The organism is Azospirillum sp. ST 5-10, from assembly GCF_051225715.1.
GTDB lineage: Bacteria > Pseudomonadota > Alphaproteobacteria > Azospirillales > Azospirillaceae > Azospirillum.
On record NZ_JBPJSP010000016.1, the window covers coordinates 1 to 17,787 of the forward strand.

Here is a 17,787-nt window from a genome sequence, read left to right on the forward strand (position 1 = left end):
CTGTTGGTGGTGGTGCTGTCGACGACGGTCACCGGCGTCCCCAGCACCGGCGTCGTCACCGTCGTCGGCCCGCCGCCCCCCGAGCCGCCGCCGCCCGAGGGCGGCGACGGAACGGTGTAGACGATGTCGCCGCCGGACAGGGTGAAGTTGGCGGTCGTGAAGGCGCCGGTCAGCTCGATGGTCAGTTCGCCCTCGCCGGCCGCGCCGTCGGTGTCGATGTGGAGACGGGTGAGGCCGCCGGCCGACTCGACCTGCACCGAACGGGCGTCGACGCTGCTGCCGTCGCCGGCGGTGACCGTGCCGGAGAACTGGGCGTCGGCGACGCGGATGCGGTCGCCGGCGGCGAAGTCGGTGATCGTGTCGGTGTCGGTGGTCTCGTCGTCGCTCATCCCGATGGGCGACGGCGGGGTGTAGACGAACGTGTCGTTGCCGGCGCCGCCCGACAGGGTGTCGGCGCCGATGCCGCCGGACAGGGTGTCCGCGCCGTCCCCACCGGAGACGATGTCGTCGCCGTGAAGGCCGACGAGCAGGTTGGCGGAGCCGTCGCCCGCCAGCGTGTCGCCCTGGTCGGAGCCGACCAGATTCTCGATGCCCTGGAGCACGTCGTCCTCGGCCTCGGCGCCGGTGCCGATGCCGGTCGCGAGATCGACCGAGACGCCGACCGCCGGGTCGTCGTTCATGCCGGAGCCGCTGTAGTCGGCGGTGTCGATGCCGGCGCCGCCGACCAGCGTGTCGGCTCCGAACCCGCCGCTCAGCGTGTCGTCGCCGAGGCCGCCCACCAGCGTGTCCGCCCCGGCCCCGCCGAGCAGCGTGTCGTTGCCGCCGCCGCCGTCCAGCGTGTCGTCGTCGCCGCCGCCACGCAGAAGGTTGGCGACGCCGTCGCCGACCAGGGTGTCGGCGCCTGCCGAGCCGAAGACCCACTCGATTCCCGACAGGGCGTCGCCGTCCGCGTCGGAGCCGCTCCCGCCGCCGACACCCGTCGCCAGATCGACGGACACGGCGAGCGCCGAGCCGCTGTAGTCGGCGACGTCGGCGGCGCCGGCACCGCCGTCGAGCGTGTCGTTCCCGGCACCACCGACCAGCGTGTCGGTGCCGTCCCCACCCGACAGGAGGTCCCTGTCGGCACCGCCGTCCAGGCGGTCGTCGCCGGCATCCCCGCTCAGGACGTCCTGCGCGCCGTTGCCGTACAGCGCGTCCTCGTCCGCTCCGCCGTACAGCGTGTCGTAGCCGTCGCCGCCCGACAGCGTATCCCGCCCGTCGCCGCCCCACAGCGTGTCGCTGCCCTGGCCGGCGTCGAGCAGGTCGTCGCCGAGGCCGCCGCTCAGGGCGTCGTTGCCGCTGTCGCTTCCACCGAACAGCGTGTCGTTGCCGGCACCGCCGTCCAGCGTGTCGTAGCCGTCGCCGCCGTCCAGCGTGTCGTTCCCGTCGCCGCCCGACAGGGTGTCGGACTCCGAGCCGCCGTACAGCTCGTCGTCGTCGTCGCCGCCGCGCAGCAGGTCCGACGCCACGCCGCCGTACAGGCTGTCCCCGCCGGCACCGCCGTCCAGCGTGTCGGCGCCCGAACCGCCGACCAGCGTGTCGGCGCCGGCCCCGCCGTCGCCCAGGGCGGCCCCGCTGTCGAGGAGGATGCGGTCGTCGCCGTCGCCGCCGCTCAGCGTGTCGCTTCCGCCGCCGCCGGACAGCGTGTCGTCGCCGCTGCCGCCGTCGACGAGATCGGCGCCGGCGCCGTCATGGAGAAGGTCGTCGCCGTCGCCGCCGCTCAGCGTGTCACTCCCGCTGCCGCCGGACAGCGTGTCGTTCCCACTGCCGCCGTCGAGGACGGTCTGCACGGAACCGCTCCGCAGGAGGTCGGTACCGGCACCACCCAGGAGCGTGTCCTGCCCGTCGGTTCCCGTCAGAACATCGTTCCCGTCGCCGCCGTCGAGCAGGTTGTTGCCGTAGCCGCCGTCGAGGGTGTCGTCACCGGCACCGCCGCTCAGCGTGTCGTGTCCGCTGCCGCCGGACAGACGGTTGGCCGCGGTGGAGCCCACCAGGCGGTCGTCGTAGAGGGTGCCGACGAGATGCTCGACGGACGTCAGCGTGTCGCCGTCGGCAGCACCGGCTCCGGTCCCGGCCGCCAGATCCACCTGCACGGCCGCCAGTTCGGCGGAGTAGTCGGCGGTGTCGGCGCCGTCGCCGCCGTCGAGGGTGTCGGCGCCGTCGCCGCCGACCAGCGTGTCGTCCCCCTCGCCGCCGGACAGCGCGTCGTTCCCGCCGGCCCCGCGGAGGACATCGCTCCCGCCGCCGCCGAGGAGGGCGTTGTCGCCGGAACCGCCCTGCAGCGTGTCGGCGTGGCCCGACCCGAAGACGTCCTCGACGTCCACCAGACGGTCGCCGGCGGCGTCACCGGAGGCCGCGGTGGTGGTCGCCAGATCGATGTACACGCCAACGGTCGCGTCGCGGTAATCCACCATGTCGTGGGTCCCGGCGCCGCCGTCCAGCGTGTCGGCGCCGGCACCGCCGACCAGCGTGTCGTTGTCGCCGCCGCCGACCAGACTGTCGTCCCCCGCGCCGCCGCGCAGCAGGTTGGCCGCACCGTCGCCGGCCAGCGTGTCGTCTCCAGCCGAGCCGAACACCCATTCGACGCCGGCCAGGGTATCACCGTCCGCGTCGGAACCGGCCCCGCCGCCCGAACCGGACGCCAGGTCGACCGCCACCGCGGCGGCCGATCCGCTGTAGTCGGCGACGTCGGCGGTGCCGTCGCCGCCGTCCAGCACGTCGTTGTGGCTGCCGCCGACCAGCGTGTCGTTGCCGGCCCCGCCCGACAGGGTGTCGGCATAGATGCCGCCGTCCAGGAGGTCGTCGCCGAGATCGCCGCTCAGCAGGTCGAAGCCATCGCCGCCGGTCAGCACGTCGTTGCCGGCGCCGCCGTCCAAGGTGTCGGAGCCGTCCCCGCCATCGAGGGTGTCGTCGCCGAGGCCGCCGCCCAGCAGGTCGTTGGCGCTGCCGGTGCCGCCGAACAGCGTGTCGTTGCCGGCGCCGCCATCCAAGGTGTCGTTGCCGGCATCGCCGTCCAGGGTGTCGTCGCCGTCCCCGCCCGACAGCGTGTCGTTCGCCCCTTTGCCGTGCAGATGGTCCTTCCCGCTCCCGCCGCTCAGGAGCGCCGGTCCCGACGAGCCATCGAGGCTGTCGTCGCCGTCGCCGCCCTCCAGCGTCGCCTGGCCGCCACCGGCGATCAGCGTGTCGTTGCCGGCGTCGCCGATGATCAGATTGACGCCGCCGCCCGTGTCGGAGAGATAATCGTTGCCGGCGCCGCCGCTCAACGTGTCGTTGCCGGAGCCGCCGGACAGCGTGTCGTTGCCGTCCCCACCGTCGAGAAGGTGGGTTGCCGAGAGGGCTGATATGTAGTCGTCGCCGTCGCCGCCCCGCAGGGTTCCTGATGCGCTGCCGCCGTCCAGCGTGTCGTTGCCGGCGTCGCCGAAGGCCAGGTTGGTGCCGGAATTGCCCGTGCTGATGCGGTCGTTCCCGTCCCCGCCGTAGACCGTGGTGTTGCCGCCCCCGTCGATCGTGTCGTCGCCCAGGCCGCCGTAGATGGTGTCCATCTGGCCAAGGCCGTAGACACTGTCGTTCCCCGCCCCGGCATCGATCCAGGCGCCCGTGCTCGTGCCGGTGATGTGATCGTCGCCGGCGCCGCCGAGCAGGGTGGACGGGGGGCCGGACGCCTGCAGCGTGTCGTTGCCGGCGCCGCCGTCGAGGACGTTGTTGCCGTAGCCGCCGTCGAGGGAATCGTCGCCGGCCCCGCCGCTCAGGGTATCGTTGTCGTTTCCGCCAACGAGGGTGTCGTCGTCGTCGCCGCCGTCGAGGACGTTGTCGCCGTCGCCGCCCACGAGAGAGTCGGCCCCGCCGTACCCGAACAGCCAGTCGGCGCCGCCGAGACCGAAGATGGCGTCGTCATCGGCGCCACCCGACAGCGTTTCGGCGCCATCCGTACCGGTCACATCCGCCATGAATCATCTCCCCCGTCTTTGACATCCACGGCAAGGCCGTCACCATGCCCGAGATCCGGCACCCGAACCGGACTCCGCCGGAAACTGTTCTTGCAGCAATCGGAATAATGCCACTCGTCAAATGAGACAAATTGCGACGACCCGAAACTAATTCACGTAGACATGTCGAGTTTTCCTGCATACTGCACTTGAAAATGCAGCAGCACAGGCCGACCGACCGGCATTAATTCTGTGAATCAGGAGAAACGAAGAGGACGCCAAGCAGGAGAGTCAGGCCGACCGCGGTGCGTCGTCGGTGCGCGGCGACAAAAGACCGACATTGCGCCGCGCGCTGCCCATCAAGAACCGACTCTCGGCCGGAGACGCCGCACCTCTCATACCCACGTATGATTTTCCTCGGGTTTTAGGGAGCTTTCGACGCGATGTCGAGCAACGATTCTCGACAAAGTGAGGCAATTTCTTACGCGCTCCGCGTCATTCGGAACGCCGGACCCATCGTTCCCATCCGTACAATGGAGAGGATCGCGGCCCCCGTGCAACGGCAGGCATAGTTTCCGGCTCCGATGCCATTTGTTCGACCCACGGCGCCCGCCACTGCAAGAAACTGGAGAACCGGGGCGGCCGCGCTGATATCGTAAGACGCGCGCGCCGGCGGCGTCCGGCGGACCGGCACCGGATCGCGGCGGGGGTCTCTTCGAACAAGGGAAGGCGGGATGAGGCAAATCGATCGGAAAGACGGGGAACGGCGATGGCACGAGACGGAGGGAGATCGCCTGTCGCGGGCCTTTTCGCGGCGGCGCACGCCGCTCCAGGAGATCGCCGAAACGATCCCGCTGGGCTGCGACCCGGCGGCGGTGGCGGCGGCCCTGCCCCTGACGACGGTCATGGACGCCATCCGCTGCCTCGACCTCTACGCCGCCGCGGCACCGCGCCCGCTGATCCTGGCGGTGCGCGACCTGCTGGCCGAACTGCAGCTCGCCGCCGACCGGCTCGCCGTCGCCGGCCACCCCGTCGACGCCGACCTGGTGGCGCTGGAAGCGCGGCGGGCGGCGTTGCGGCACCGCATCGCGCAGGACGGCGGCGCGCCGGACGACTCGGCGCGGACCGAATTCGCCGAGGTGATGGACGCCCTGGCCGGGCAGACGGCCGAGGGGCTGCCCGGCCTGACGGTCAAGCTGCGGGTGCTGCTCGACGAGGTGGCGCACGGCGGCGACGGCTCCCAAGGCCGCCCGTGGACCACCGGCTTGGCGCGCACCGCCCTGGAGACCACCATGCGGCTCGCCGACGCGGAGCCCCGGCGCGGCGCCTTCGCCGAGGCGGTGGCGGCCTTCGAGGCGGAGGCCCCGGCCATGCTGCCCCTGACGCCGACCACCCCGATGGTCGAGGCCGGCGCCGAAGCCGCCGGCCTCACCGAGGAGCAGGTGCGGACCGCCTACGCCGCCATGGCGGCGCGCTTCACCGGAGGCAAGGCGGCATGACGGCGACGGTCCTGCCCTTCCGCACGGCGGTCCGCACCGCCGCGCCGCCGACCGCCGTGCCGGCGGTGGAGATCACCCGCCGGCCGTTCGGGCGGGCGGCCGACTGGCAGCGCACCATCGTCGCCGAGTGCCGGCGCCACCGCACGCCGGACCGCCAGCTGGTGGCGTTCCTCAAGGAAACCGGCCTGCTGGCGTGCTGCACCTTCCTGGCCGGCGGGCCGGGCGAGGCACTGACCTTCCGCTTCATCGGCGCACCGACCATCGCCGCCCTGGGCGCCGACTGGGCGCGCGGCCAGTTGGGCAAGCCGGAGGAGACCGACCCCCTGCAGGACTTCGCCGCCAGCGTCGGCGGCCAGTACCGGGAGGCCATCGACAGCGGCGAGGCGCTGTACAACCACATCGTCACCCGCGGTGTCACCGCCTCGCCGTTCTCCTACGATCACGCGCTGATCGGCTGGGCGCTGCCCTCGGGCGAACGCGCCATCCTGTCGGCGATCACCCTGCACTGAGGCGCCGGCGCCGCCACCGCCTGCATGTCGAGGGCGAACCCGGCGCGCGACAGGCGCATGACGTGCAGCGGCAGGCGGCCGACGCCGGCCTGATGGTAGAGGACGCCCGGCCGCGCCTCGATGCGCCGCCGCCCGGCGGCGCGGCCGCTCCACACCGGCACGGTCTCGGGATCCACCAGCCCGACCCACCACAGCGGCCGCCAGCGCGTCCACGAGACCGCCCGGGCGAACCGCCCCACGAGATGGAACACCCCCTTGCCGCGCCAGTCCGGACGCGTCCAGCCGGCGACGATCCAGCCGACGCGGCCGTGGGTGTCGTAGGCCGCCTCGCTGGCGCAGAAGCACCATTCCTCGGACGGCGCCCTGCCGTGGTCGTGGAACAGGGAGAGGTCGGCCAGCCGGTCGCCGAAGCTGACGCCGGCGCAATCGACGAGAACGACCCCGTGGGTGGCCACGACGTCGCCCGCGGCGTCGCGCGCGCCGACCCAGAAGGCCGGAGCCGCCGCCGGCCGCGGCAGCAGCGGGAACCAGCTGTTGCGGTTGCGGGCGTTGAGGGCGTCGAGCCCGCCCCAGTCGTCCGCGACGAAGAGGTCGAGGCCGACGTCGGCGGCTCGCGCCGTCATCGCCTGGCGGGCGCGCGCGACGGCGGCGGCGAGGTGATCGGCCCCGGCGGGAGGCGGCGGGGTGTCGATGTCGGCACGGAGATGGATGTCCATGGGGTCCTCTCTGGCAAGGGGTGGCGCCCCGATTGTCATCCGCCGGCGCAGCGGCCGGATTGCGGGTGGCCGCGGGACGGCGACCGCACGGACGGCATGGGGGTGGAACGACTTTGCCAGCGTCGGACGCGTCTCGTCCGCCCGCGTGTCGTGACGCGGGAGAACCGCGCGCGCGCCGGGTCGGCGCGCGCAAAAAAATCGCCGCCAAGCCCGTGGCTTAGCGGCGAGTTGAACAGGGAGGCTTCACGTCTGGGAGACGCCGGGTCCGAAGACCCGGTTCCGGGCGAGGCCCGGAACGGTGGGATGTTGCGTCGCAACAGCCAACGCTCACAATTTGTGCATAGGGCTGCCCATTTTCCATCCGTTTGTCGTTGGCTCTACCATGCGCATCGCGCATGGCTGCGAAAGCGTTGATTTCGCGGTCGAAGCCGGCGCGCCGCCGGACCTGCCACCAATGAACCGCCGCGCCCGGGGAACAGCGCCAAGACGCCCGCCGGCGCCGGCGTCATCGCCGTCGAGAGGATTTTCATCCTTGACAAGATAGGACTTCTATCGTATCACAAACCCGTCAAGGCCCGCGGTGTACCCTCCCCTCCGCCGCGGGCCACGACGCTTCCTCCCCTCCACTGCCTGTCCTGGAAGGGCCGGCCGGACAACCGAAAGGCCCGGCCGGCCCTGTCTTTTCGCGCACGCCCGCGGCCGTGCGCGCGCCGGCCGGCGCGCCCGACAACCCTTCGGCGGACAGCGCCCCGACGGCAGCCCGATCCCTGTCGAAAAGGAGCGTATTCCCATGTCCACGACGGTCGCCCAGGCCTTCGTCAAGCAGTTCGAGCGCGAAGTCCACGAAGCCTACCAGCGCATGGGGTCCAAGCTGCGCAACACCGTGCGCACGAAGAACAACGTCCAGGGGGCCTCGACCATCTTCCAGAAGGTCGGCAAGGGCACGGCCTCCACCAAGGCGCGCCACGGCGCCGTGCCGGTGATGAACCTCGACCACACGCCGGTCGAGTGCCTGCTCGGCGACTACTACGCCGGCGACTGGGTGGACCGCCTGGACGAGCTGAAGACCAACATCGACGAGCGGCAGATCATCGCCGGCGCCGGCGCCTACGCGCTCGGCCGCAAGACCGACGACCTGCTGATCGCGGCGCTCGACCAGTCGGCCAACCACGCCGGCGACGACAGCGACGGCCTGACCAAGGCCAAGGTGCTGGCCGCCTTCGAACTGCTGGGCGAGGCCGACGTGCCCGACGACGGCCAGCGCTACGCCGTGGTCGGCTGGAAGCAGTGGAGCCAGCTGCTGGGCATCGAGGAGTTCGCCAGGGCCGAGTACGTCGGCGCCGACGAGCTGCCGTGGCGCGGCACCCAGGCCAAGCGCTGGCTCGGCACCCTGTGGATCCCCCACTCCGGCCTCACCCTCGCCGGCGCGGTGCGGCGCTGCCACTGGTACCACAAGACGGCGGTGGGCCACGCCGCCGGGACCGACGTCAAGACCGACATCACCTGGCACGGCGACCGCGCCGCCCACTTCGTCAACAACATGATGAGCCAGGGCGCCTGCCTCATCGACGCCGCCGGGGTCGTCACCCTGCGCTGCCTGGAATAGGCGCCGCACCGCAGGGCTGACCGACGGCGGGCGCCCCCGCGGGCGCGCACGAGACGCGCGCGGGGGCGCCCCTTGGCGATCCATTTCCGGAGACCTCCCCATGGCCTACGCGTCCAAGGACCTCAGCGTCCTCGCCTACGCCAACGGCTTCACGCTGTGGCACTACACCACCCCCGACAGCGCCGGCGACGTCGACACCGCCGGCTATTTCACGCCGGCCGCCGACATGCTGCGGGCCGGCGACATGATCCTCGCCAACACCGACACCGACGGCACCCCGGCCGGCGGGGTCTTCCTCGTCACCGCCGCCGGCGGCGCCGTCGACGTGGCGAACCTGACCCCGTTCGGGGCGTCCGACAGCGACTGAACGGCGCCGCCGCCCGTCCCGTCCCGGACCCTCCTTCGTCCCCCACCCCGCCCCTCCCCCGCCCCAACGGGGGAGGGCCTTCTTGCCGCGCGAGGACTCCCCCCATGGCTCTCACCGCGATCGGGCTGTGCAGCCGGGCGCTCGTCAAGATCGGCGCCACGCCCATCTCCGCCTTCGACGAGGGCAGCGCCGAGGCCGAGGTGGCGGGCGCGCTGTACGCGCCGACCCGCGACGCGCTGCTGTCGGCCCACCCCTGGAGCTTCGCCACCCGCCAAGCCGCCCTGCCCCGCCTCGCCGCGGCGCCGCTGGCCGACCACGCCCACGCCTTCCAGCTCCCGGCCGATTTCCTGCGGGCGCTGTCGGCCGGCGCGGGCCGCGGGCGGGGGCTGGAGTACCGCATCCTCGGCCGCGCCCTGCACTGCGGTGCCGAGGCGGTGGTGCTGACCTATCTCGGCCGGCCGCCGGAGGAGGACTTCCCGCCCTTCTTCGACCTGGCGCTGATCGCCCGCCTGGCGGCGGAGTTCTGCATCCCCGTGACCGAGAACACCAGCCGCGCCGACGCCCTGCACCGGCTGGCCGAGGCCGAGCTGCGCCGCGCCCGCCTGGCCGACGCCCAGCAGGACAGCCAGGAGCGGTTCGAGGACTTCACCCTGATCGAGGCGCGCACGGCATGACGCGGGCCCGCCAGGTCAAGACCAACTTCACCGCCGGGGAGATCTCCCGGCGCCTGCTCGGCCGCGGCGACCTGCGCGCCTACGAGAACGGCGCGCTCACCCTGCGCAACGTCTTCATCCACCCGACCGGCGGGGTGTCGCGGCGCTCCGGCCTCGCCTTCGTCGACACGGCGCGCGGCCGCGGCCGCCTCGTCGCCTTCGAGTTCAACACCGAGCAGGTGTACCTGCTGGTGTTCACCGCGGGAACGATCGACGTGCTGCGCGACGACGGCCCGGTCGCCACCATCGCGGCGCCGTGGGACGCCGACCAGCTCGACCGCATCGCCTGGACACAGAGCGCCGACACCCTGCTGGTCTGCCACCCCGACGTGCCGCCGCGCACGCTCACCCGCGATTCCGCCGCCCAGTGGACGCTCGCCCCCTGGGCCTACGTGGTCGAGGAGGAGCAGGTGCGCATGCCCTTCTACCGCTTCGCCCCCGCCGACGTCTCCCTGACCCCCAGCGGAGTCGCCGGGGCCGTCACGGTGACGGCGTCGGCGCCGGCGTTCGATCCGCTGCTGGAGGGCACGCGCATCCGCATCCGCGGCCGCCAGCTCCTGGTCACCGGCGTCGCCTCGGCGACCGAGCTGCAGGCGACGGTGCAGGGGGAGGCCCTGCCGGGCACCGAGGCCACGCCCCTGTGGGACGAGCAGGCCTTCTCGCCCTGGCGCGGCTGGCCCGTGTCGGCCGCCTTCCACCAGGACCGGCTGGTGATCGGCGGTGCGCGCGACCTGCCCAACCGGCTGTGGCTGTCGCGCTCGGCCGATCTCTGGAACTTCGATCTCGGCACCGGCAAGGACGACGAGGCGATCGAGTTCGGCATCCTGTCCGACCAGGTCAACGCCGTGCGCGCGGTGTTCTCCGGCCGCCACCTGCAGGTGTTCACCTCGGGTGCGGAATACATGGTGACGGGCGACCCGCTCACCCCGGCCAACATCCAGGTCAACCGGCAGACCCGCGTCGGCTCGCCGGTCGAGCGCACCCTGCCGCCGCGCGACGTCGACGGGGCGACCCTGTTCGTGTCGCGCAACGGCCGCGAGGTGCGCGAGTTCCTCTACACCGACGCCGAGCAGGCCTACCAGTCCACCGACCTGGCGCTGGTCGCCCGCCATCTGGTGAAGGGCCCGCGCGACCAGGACTTCGACAAGAGCCGGCGCCTGCTGTTCGTCGTCATGGCCGACGGCACGATGGCGGCGCTGACCGTCTACCGGACCGAGCAGGTGACCGCCTGGACGCGGCTGTCCACCGACGGCGCGGTGCGCTCCGTCGCCGTCGTCGGCGACGCCGTGTACCTGCTGGTCGAGCGCGCCGGCGCCTGGACCGTCGAGCGTTTCGACGATTCCCTCAACCTCGATTCGGCCCTGGTCGGCGACAGCGCCGAGCCGGTCGCCACCTGGTCGGGGCTGGAGCACCTGGAGGGGCGGACCGTCGGCGTGCTGGCCGACGGCGCCGTGCGCGGCGACGCCGCCGTCCTCCTGGGGCGCGTCACCGTCGACCCGCCGGCCCGCCACGTCGAGGTCGGGCTGCCCTACGGCCACACGGTCGAGCCGCTGCCGCCCTCGCTCCTCGCCGCCGGCGGGTCGGGCGACCGGGTGCGGCTGGTCGAGGTGAGTTTCCGCCTGGAGGAGACGGCGGCGCTGCGCGTCGACCTCGGGCGCGGCCCGCAGGAGCTGGTGCTGCACCGGCTCGGTCCCGGCGCCACGGCCGACGGCCCGCCCCCGCCGGTGTCGGGCGACCGCCGGCTGCGCGCGCTCGGCTGGCGGCGCGACATCGACCGGCCGCTGTGGCGGATCGACCAGGACGCGCCGCTGCCCTTCACCCTGCTCTCGGTGACCATGGAACTGAAGGTGAACGACTGATGGCCCAGATCTCCCCCCTCCTCACCACGGCCCTGCCCGTCGCCTCCTCGATGTGGAGCACCGGCCAGCGGGCGCGCCAGTCCCAGGCGGAACTCGATTACCAGCGCCAGCAGGAGGCCGCCCGGCAGCAGCAGGAGGCGGCCCGCCTCGCCTACGAGCAGCAGGCGCTGGAGCGCCGCTACGACGAGGAACGCCGCGCCCGCGAGGAGGACGCCCGCCGGCGCGCCGAGGAGCAGGCCCGCGACCAGGCCCACCAGCTCGAGCTGCTGCAGCAGGAGCGCGAGCTGGACCGCCAGGACCGGGAGCGTCAGGCCGCCGAGGAGGAGGCGGCGCGGCGGCGCGAGATGCAGTGGCTGTCGCAGTCGCAGACCCAGGCCTACGAGCAGCTCCGCGCCCGCCAGACCGGCGACCAGGCGTCCGCCGTCACCGACGCGCGCAACCGCCTGACGACGCTCACCGAGCAGGCGCAGGCCGACGAGCGGCGGCGGCGCGACGCGCTGCGCCGGGCCATGGGGCGCAGCCGTGCCGCGCTCGGCGCCGGCGGGGTCAGCGCCGCCGACGGCTCCGGCGAGGCGATCCTGCTGGGCCTCGTCGCCGACAGCGACGCCGAACGCGGCGAGGCGAGGCGGCTCGACACCCTGAAGCGCCAGGCGATCCAGCAGGAGGTGGACAACACCCGCCGCCGCAACCTGCTGGAGCAGGCCCAGCTCGCCGAGCGGCAGCGCCTGGACTTTCTCAGCCGCTACTTCTGAGCGGGAGACGCCATGCCCACGATCGACTCCATCCAGGTGCCGCGCGGCACGCCGCGCGTCCAGTACGTGGCCGACGGCGTGCAGACCGCCTTCACCTATCCCTTTCCCATCTTCGCCTCCGAGGACCTGCGGGTCCACCTCGGCGCCGCGGTGCAGGAGACCGGCTTCGCCGTGACCGGCGCCGGCGCCACCGCCGGCGGCACCGTGACCTTCGACGCCCCGCCGCCGACCGGCACCGCGGTGACGCTGCGCCGCCGCGTGCCGGTCGAGCGGATGACCGACTTCCTCGAGAGCGGACCGCTGCCGGCCGCCACGCTGAACCGCGAGTTCGACCTGCTGACGGCGGCGCTGCAGCAGGTGGCGGGCGACCAGGAGCTGATGCTGCGCTACGCCGACACCGACCTGCCGGCCTCGCCGGTGCTGCCCGACCGCGCCAACCGGGCCGGCCGCATCCTCGCCTTCGATTCCGCCGGCAACCCCACGGTCCGCGTGCCGGTGGACGAGGAGGCGCTCAGCACCTACGTGCCCGACGGCTCCGGCGCGGTGGCCCGGCCGATCCGCGAGAAGCTCGGCGACACCGTGTCGGTGCGCGACTTCGGCGCGGTCGGCGACGGCACCGTCGACGACACCCTGGCGCTGCAGGCGGCGCTGGGTGCCGCGCGGGCGGTCCATGTGCCGCCCGGCACCTACCGGGTGACCAACACGCTGACGGTCGGCCACGGCCAGACCCTGGCCGGGGCCGGGCAGTCGGCGGTGCTGCGGGCGGCGGGCGGCGGCTTCGACCTGATCCATCTGCCCGACGGCTACGCCACCCTGCGCGACCTGCGCCTGGAGGGCGGGCGGGCCGGGGTGCGGCTGTTCGGGCGCGACGGGCCGTGCGTCAACAACGCCCTGCTCGACCTGACGATCTGGGACGCCGCCTACGGCCTGGTGCTCGACGGCTACCGCTCGCCCGACCGCCCCTGCTACTGGAACAACGTCGCCCGCGTGCTGGTGGCCCGGCCCGCGGTGCACGGGGTGTGGCTGACCCGCAGCGGCGGCGGCGACACCGCCAACGCCAACCGCTTCCACTGGGTGCGCGTCTATTCGCTGGCGGCGCCGATCTCCGGCAACGGCTTCTTCGTCGAGCACGGCCGCTTCAACAACGCCTTCGTCGACTGCGAGGCCAACCTGTCGGGGACCGCCAGCGCCTGCTTCCGGGTCGGCGCCGACACCGACAAGACGCTGATCGTCGATCTCTACTGCGAGACCCTGGGCGGCGTGCCCAACGTGGTGCTGGAGGCGGGGTCGGTGGAGACGGCGATCGTCAACCTGTTCTCGGCCAGCGCCGGACCGGCGATCCACGACCTGTCGGGCGGCCGCTACACCGCCGTCAACGCCGGCTTCCCCGACAAGAACCGCCTCGACCGCACCCGCGTCTCGGAGCTGGTGGTGGAGGCGCTGCGCTACGACACCGAATTCCGCGAGCCGGAGGCGGGCGGCCTGGTCGAACTCGACGCCGGCACCTCGGTGCAGCTCGTCAGCGCCTACGGCGGCCCCGTCGAGGCCCGTCTGCCGGCCGCCGGCGCGGCCAACGGGCTGGCGGTGACCGTCAAGAAGACCGACGCCTCGGCCCACCCGGTGACCGTCACCGAGGCCGGCGCCGTCGGCCCCGACGGCCGGGCCTGGCCGCTGGCCAGCCGCTACGACTTCGTCAGCGTGGTGTCCAACGGGGCGGCGTGGTGGGTGGTGGCCGGCAACACGGTGCCGCTGAACGCCCACTATCACGACGAGCCCGGCCTGTTCGAGCCGGGGCTGACGCACGGCCTCTACCTGGTCAGCGCCTTCGCCGGCGCGGTGGAGGTGCGGCTGCCCGCCCCGGGCACGCCGCAGGCGGTGGGGCGGACCTTCACCATCAAGAAGGCGGACCAGTCCGGACACCCCGTCACCGTCACCCGCGCCGACGGCGGCGGGCCGGACGGCGAGGCGATCCCGCTGGCCGCCTACGGCCACGCGATCACCGTGGCGTCCAACGGGGCGGGCTGGCACATCCTGGGGCGCAACCCGTGACGGACGAGCGGGAGGACCCGCCCGACTTCCCCGGCTTCGTCGACCGCTGGAACGAGGCCCAGGGCCTGACCACGCCGCGCCACCACGCCGCCATCGCCGGCTGGCTGGCGGGGCGGCTCGACGCCGGCAGCCGCCGGCTGCTGCTGATGGCCTTCCGCGGGGCCGGCAAGTCGACCATCGTCGGCCTGTTCGGAGCCTGGCTGCTGCTGTCCGACCCCAACCGCCGGCTGCTGGTGCTGGCGGCCGACCTGGCGCTCGCCACCAAGATGGTGCGCAACACCAAGCGCATCGTCGAGCGGCACCCCGACACGGCCGGCCTGAAGCCGCCGCGGCGCGACCAGTGGGCGGTCGACCAGTTCACCGTGGTCCGCCCGCGCGAGCTGCGCGACCCCTCCATGCTGGCCCGCGGCATCGACGCCAACATCACCGGCAGCCGGGCCGACGTGGTGATCTGCGACGACGTGGAGGTGCCGCGCACCTGCGACACCGCGCCCAAGCGCGCCGACCTGCGCGAGAAGCTGGCGGAGATCGACTGCGTGCTGGTGCCCGACGGCACCCGCCTGTTCATCGGCACGCCGCACAGCTTCTACTCCATCTACGCCGAGGAGGCGCGGCCCGAGGCCGGCGAGGCGCGGCCCTTCCTGGCCGGCCACGAGCGGCTGATGCTGCCGGTGCGCGACGCCACCGGCGCCTCGGCCTGGCCGGAGGTGTTCACGCCGGAACGCATCGCCGAGCTGGAGGCGGCCCAGGGGCCGCGGCGCTTCGCCAGCCAGTATCTCCTGGTTCCGACCGCGCTCGCCGCCGGCCGCCTCGACCCCGACCGGCTGCGCGTCTACGACGGCGAGCCGGTCTACCGCGAGAGCGGCGGGCGGCCGTCGCTGACCCTGAACGGCGTGCCGCTGGTGTCGGCCACGGCATGGTGGGACCCCGCCTTCGCCCGCCCCCTCGACGGACGGCCGACGGGCGACCGCAGCGTCGTCGCCGCGGTCTTCACCGGGGCCGACAACGCTCTCTACCTGCACCGCACCCTCTACCTCGCGGTCGACCCCGACGATCCGACGGAGGAGGCGGTGCAGCAATGCCGCGCCGTCGCCACCCTGCTCGACGCCCTGCACCTGCCCGGCGTCCACGTCGAGACCAACGGCATCGGCGCCTTCCTGCCGGGCCTGCTGCGGGCCGAACTGCGGCGCGCCGGCGTGGCGGCGGCGGTGATCGCCGAGACCTCCACCACGCCCAAGGCGCGGCGCATCCTGGAAGCCTTCGACGCCCGCCTCGCGGCCGGACGCCTGCACGCCCACCGCAGCGTCTGGAACACGCCCTTCGTGCGCGAGATGCGCGAATGGCGGCCCGAGGGCGGGCGCGGCCACGACGACGGCCTCGACGCCGTGGCCGGCTGCCTCAACGCCGAACCCATGCGCTTCGACCGCCCGCCGCCACCCGACCGCCGCCCCGGCTGGCACGGCGGCGGCGCGGCGGTGACCGGCGCCTGGGACGTCTGAGACCTTTTGCCCCACCCCGGGCCCACCCCCGCTGCGCAGCGGGGAGGGATGGGGCACCCCCTTACGCGACTACGGGAGCACCCCAATGCACGAAGCCCTGGACGTGGTCTGGTGGATCACGGCCGTCGAACTGCCGGCGCTGGCCGGGCTGTTCTGGCTGATCGCGCGCCTGCGCCGCGACGCCGAGGAGGCGATGGAGGCCCTGCGGGTCCGCGCCGAGGCGGCCCAGGCGCAGGTGCGCGAGAGCCTCGCCGCCTACAAGCTGGAGGTCGCCAAGACCTACGTCTCCCTCGCCACCCTCAAGGACGTGGAGAAGCGGCTGACCGACCACCTCCTGCGCATCGAGGGCAAGCTGGAGCGCGCCGGCACCGGCGCCGACGGAGGCGGGCGATGAACCGGCGTCTGGTGCCCATCCCCGGCGGCCCCGCGGCCGGCGGCCCGCCGCCCCGCCGCCCCGACGAGGAGGCGGTCGACACGCTCGCCCGCACCCTGTGGGGCGAGGCCCGCGGCGAGCCGGTGCGCGGCATCGAGGCGGTGGCCGCGGTGGTGCTCAACCGCGTGCGCGTCGCCCAGGCCCGCGGCGGCTTCTGGTGGGGCGGCGACGTCGTCGCCGTCTGCCGCAAGCCCTGGCAGTTCTCGTGCTGGAACGCCGACGACCCCAACCGCGCCAAGCTGCTGGCGGTGACCGCCGACGACCCGGTGTTCGCCACCTGCCTGCGGGTGGCGCGCCGCGCCGTCACCGGGACGCTGCCGGACCCGACGGACGGCGCCACCCATTACCACCGCGCCGGCGTGACCCCGTCCTGGACGCTGGGGCATGCGCCGTGCGCCGAGATCGGCCACCACCTCTTCTACAACGACGTGGAGTGACGCGGATGATCCCCGCCCTGCTCGCCCAGATCGGGCTGCCCCTGCTGACCCGCCTGCTCTCCGACGGGCTCGGCACCGTCGACCACCCCGCGGCCAAGGCCGCCGCGGGCGCGCTCAAGGAGGTGCGCGCCGCCATCGACGGCGGCGCCATCCCGCCCGAGGCGGTGGCGGAGGCCAACCGGCACGTCGAGCGCCTGGCCGAACTCGACTCGGCCGAGACGCGGACCGCGCTGCAGGAGATCAACGCCAGCCTGCGCGCCGAAGCCGCCTCCGACGACGCCTACGTCCGCCGCATGCGGCCGACCTTCGGCTACGTCATGGCGCTGACCTGGTGCACGCAGATGGGGGCGGTCGCCTGGTCGATCGTCGCCGAACCGGCGCAGGCCGGAGCGGTGATCGAAGCGATGGGGTCGCTCAGCACCATCTGGACCGTCGGGCTCAGCGTGCTGGGAATCTACGTCTACAAGCGCTCCGAGGAGAAGCGCAGCGCCTCCGGCGCGCTGCCGGGCGGGCCGCTGGCCGCACTGGTGCAGCGGCTGGCCCGCCGGAGCTGAGGCATCGGCATCGGAGGTCAGGCCGCCTCGTTGATCATCGCCAGGTAGATGCGCCAGGCGATCTCGACCGTCACCCCGCCCGCCCGCGACCCGGCGGCGAGCATGGTCGCCGAGGGCTTCAGCGGCACCGGGGTGTGGCTGGTGTCGGTCATCGTGCCGGCCAGGTCGAATCCGGTGTCGCGCGAGTCCGCCATGGTCCGGCGGTCGTTCAGCATCGTCGCAGTCACAGCGTTCATGATCCCGTCCTCCAGGGGTTGTGCCATTCCAAAAGCAAACGGGATGCCAGCCTGCATAACCCCGTATGCAAAAGGGGATTCGTAGGCATTCCAGGGGCTTACGAATTTGCGTTCGAACGGACGAACGATTTTTTCGCGCCGGCTTTCTGCAAAATGCCGTGACCGCTTCGAACCGGGCGTCGCAAATTGCAAATCGCGAGAGACCTTGGCCGGGGCATGGCCTTTGCGGTACGGTCGCGCCGCCATGACCGATGCCATCATCTACCACATGTGCCGGGCCGAGGAGTGGGAGCGCGCCGCCGCCTCCGGCTCCTACCCCGGCTCCTCCCAGGACGCCGCGGACGGCTTCATCCACTTCTCCACCGCCGCCCAGGTGGTGGAGAGCGCCGCCAAGCACCGCGCCGGCCAGACCGGCCTGGTGCTGCTGGCGGTGGAGGCGGCCCGCCTCGGGCCGGCCCTGAAGTGGGAGCCGTCGCGCGGCGGCCAGCTCTTTCCCCACCTCTACGGCCCGTTGCCGGCGGCGGCGGTGCGGCGCGTCGACCCGCTGCCGCTCGGCCCCGACGGACGCCACGTCTTTCCCCCGCTGGGCTGAG

16 protein-coding genes are annotated in these 17,787 nt (G+C 73.3%); 13 read left to right on the forward strand and 3 right to left on the reverse strand.

Features of this window, described 5'->3' with window-relative positions:
• Positions 1-3,986 (reverse strand): beta strand repeat-containing protein (locus ACSBPG_RS17935; protein WP_435538563.1); only part of this gene is annotated, 3,986 nt, incomplete at its 3' end.
• A 713-nt stretch (positions 3,987-4,699) separates the two neighbouring features.
• On the opposite strand from ACSBPG_RS17935, the gene ACSBPG_RS17940 reads away from it, so the two are divergent.
• The gene (locus tag ACSBPG_RS17940; protein WP_435538564.1) at positions 4,700-5,464 is read left to right on the forward strand and encodes a hypothetical protein; all 765 of its coding nucleotides are present in this window, start codon (positions 4,700-4,702) and stop codon (positions 5,462-5,464) included.
• Positions 5,461-5,973 (forward strand): hypothetical protein, encoded by a 513-nt coding sequence (locus ACSBPG_RS17945; RefSeq protein ID WP_435538565.1) that lies wholly within the window; start codon positions 5,461-5,463, stop codon positions 5,971-5,973. The genes ACSBPG_RS17940 and ACSBPG_RS17945 overlap by 4 nt, the downstream gene beginning before the upstream one ends.
• Here ACSBPG_RS17945 and ACSBPG_RS17950 read toward each other — a convergent pair.
• A complete protein-coding gene (locus tag ACSBPG_RS17950) occupies positions 5,904-6,689 on the reverse strand; it encodes a hypothetical protein (protein ID WP_435538566.1) in 786 nt (261 codons plus the stop codon). The two genes, ACSBPG_RS17945 and ACSBPG_RS17950, sit on opposite strands and share 70 nt — an antisense overlap.
• A gap of 790 nt (positions 6,690-7,479) precedes the next feature.
• On the opposite strand from ACSBPG_RS17950, the gene ACSBPG_RS17955 reads away from it, so the two are divergent.
• The 10 genes from ACSBPG_RS17955 (at position 7,480) to ACSBPG_RS18000 (ending at position 16,958) form a co-directional block, all read left to right on the forward strand.
• Complete coding sequence (locus tag ACSBPG_RS17955) at positions 7,480-8,295, forward strand: phage capsid protein (protein WP_435538567.1); 816 nt, start codon at positions 7,480-7,482, stop codon at positions 8,293-8,295.
• Positions 8,296-8,395: 100 nt separating this feature from the next.
• Positions 8,396-8,662, forward strand: a complete 267-nt coding sequence (locus tag ACSBPG_RS17960; RefSeq protein WP_435538568.1) for a hypothetical protein — start codon at positions 8,396-8,398, stop codon at positions 8,660-8,662.
• A gap of 104 nt (positions 8,663-8,766) precedes the next feature.
• Positions 8,767-9,336: a hypothetical protein gene (locus tag ACSBPG_RS17965; protein WP_435538569.1), complete on the forward strand. Its 570-nt coding sequence runs from the start codon at positions 8,767-8,769 to the stop codon at positions 9,334-9,336.
• Entirely contained in the window at positions 9,333-11,234 is a 1,902-nt protein-coding gene (locus ACSBPG_RS17970) for a hypothetical protein (RefSeq protein WP_435538570.1), read from the forward strand. The genes ACSBPG_RS17965 and ACSBPG_RS17970 overlap by 4 nt, the downstream gene beginning before the upstream one ends.
• The gene (locus ACSBPG_RS17975; protein ID WP_435538571.1) at positions 11,234-11,986 is read left to right on the forward strand and encodes a hypothetical protein; all 753 of its coding nucleotides are present in this window, start codon (positions 11,234-11,236) and stop codon (positions 11,984-11,986) included. The genes ACSBPG_RS17970 and ACSBPG_RS17975 overlap by 1 nt, the downstream gene beginning before the upstream one ends.
• Before the next feature lie 12 nt (positions 11,987-11,998).
• Positions 11,999-14,035 (forward strand): glycosyl hydrolase family 28-related protein, encoded by a 2,037-nt coding sequence (locus ACSBPG_RS17980; protein ID WP_435538572.1) that lies wholly within the window; start codon positions 11,999-12,001, stop codon positions 14,033-14,035.
• On the forward strand, positions 14,032-15,534 hold the full coding sequence (terL, locus tag ACSBPG_RS17985) for a phage terminase large subunit (RefSeq protein ID WP_435538573.1): 1,503 nt from the start codon (positions 14,032-14,034) through the stop codon (positions 15,532-15,534). Before ACSBPG_RS17980 ends, terL begins: the two co-directional genes overlap by 4 nt.
• An 85-nt stretch (positions 15,535-15,619) precedes the next feature.
• A complete protein-coding gene (locus ACSBPG_RS17990) occupies positions 15,620-15,928 on the forward strand; it encodes a hypothetical protein (RefSeq protein WP_435538574.1) in 309 nt (102 codons plus the stop codon).
• The gene (locus tag ACSBPG_RS17995) at positions 15,925-16,404 is read left to right on the forward strand and encodes a cell wall hydrolase (RefSeq protein ID WP_435538575.1); all 480 of its coding nucleotides are present in this window, start codon (positions 15,925-15,927) and stop codon (positions 16,402-16,404) included. Before ACSBPG_RS17990 ends, ACSBPG_RS17995 begins: the two co-directional genes overlap by 4 nt.
• Positions 16,405-16,409: 5 nt before the next feature.
• On the forward strand, positions 16,410-16,958 hold the full coding sequence (locus tag ACSBPG_RS18000) for a 3TM-type holin (protein ID WP_435538576.1): 549 nt from the start codon (positions 16,410-16,412) through the stop codon (positions 16,956-16,958).
• 17 nt (positions 16,959-16,975) lie between these two features.
• Here the strand turns inward: ACSBPG_RS18000 and ACSBPG_RS18005 are convergent, their stop codons facing one another.
• Positions 16,976-17,194, reverse strand: coding sequence for a hypothetical protein (locus ACSBPG_RS18005; protein WP_435538577.1), 219 nt, complete (start codon positions 17,192-17,194; stop codon positions 16,976-16,978).
• A 244-nt stretch (positions 17,195-17,438) separates the two neighbouring features.
• On the opposite strand from ACSBPG_RS18005, the gene ACSBPG_RS18010 reads away from it, so the two are divergent.
• Complete coding sequence (locus ACSBPG_RS18010; RefSeq protein WP_435538578.1) at positions 17,439-17,786, forward strand: DUF952 domain-containing protein; 348 nt, start codon at positions 17,439-17,441, stop codon at positions 17,784-17,786.
• Position 17,787 lies beyond the last annotated feature (1 nt).

Bases quoted from the DNA above. Each gene is read 5' to 3' on its own strand.
- ACSBPG_RS17950 (WP_435538566.1), bottom strand. From the start codon at position 6,689: ATGGACATCCATCTCCGTGCCGACATCGACACCCCGCCGCCTCCCGCC.
- ACSBPG_RS18010 (WP_435538578.1), top strand. From the start codon at position 17,439: ATGACCGATGCCATCATCTACCACATGTGCCGGGCCGAGGAGTGGGAG.
- ACSBPG_RS17995 (WP_435538575.1), top strand. From the start codon at position 15,925: ATGAACCGGCGTCTGGTGCCCATCCCCGGCGGCCCCGCGGCCGGCGGC.
- ACSBPG_RS17965 (WP_435538569.1), top strand. From the start codon at position 8,767: ATGGCTCTCACCGCGATCGGGCTGTGCAGCCGGGCGCTCGTCAAGATC.
- ACSBPG_RS17980 (WP_435538572.1), top strand. From the start codon at position 11,999: ATGCCCACGATCGACTCCATCCAGGTGCCGCGCGGCACGCCGCGCGTC.
- ACSBPG_RS17975 (WP_435538571.1), top strand. From the start codon at position 11,234: ATGGCCCAGATCTCCCCCCTCCTCACCACGGCCCTGCCCGTCGCCTCC.
- ACSBPG_RS18005 (WP_435538577.1), bottom strand. From the start codon at position 17,194: ATGAACGCTGTGACTGCGACGATGCTGAACGACCGCCGGACCATGGCG.
- ACSBPG_RS17940 (WP_435538564.1), top strand. From the start codon at position 4,700: ATGAGGCAAATCGATCGGAAAGACGGGGAACGGCGATGGCACGAGACG.
- ACSBPG_RS17990 (WP_435538574.1), top strand. From the start codon at position 15,620: ATGCACGAAGCCCTGGACGTGGTCTGGTGGATCACGGCCGTCGAACTG.
- ACSBPG_RS17955 (WP_435538567.1), top strand. From the start codon at position 7,480: ATGTCCACGACGGTCGCCCAGGCCTTCGTCAAGCAGTTCGAGCGCGAA.
- ACSBPG_RS17970 (WP_435538570.1), top strand. From the start codon at position 9,333: ATGACGCGGGCCCGCCAGGTCAAGACCAACTTCACCGCCGGGGAGATC.
- ACSBPG_RS17945 (WP_435538565.1), top strand. From the start codon at position 5,461: ATGACGGCGACGGTCCTGCCCTTCCGCACGGCGGTCCGCACCGCCGCG.
- ACSBPG_RS18000 (WP_435538576.1), top strand. From the start codon at position 16,410: ATGATCCCCGCCCTGCTCGCCCAGATCGGGCTGCCCCTGCTGACCCGC.
- ACSBPG_RS17960 (WP_435538568.1), top strand. From the start codon at position 8,396: ATGGCCTACGCGTCCAAGGACCTCAGCGTCCTCGCCTACGCCAACGGC.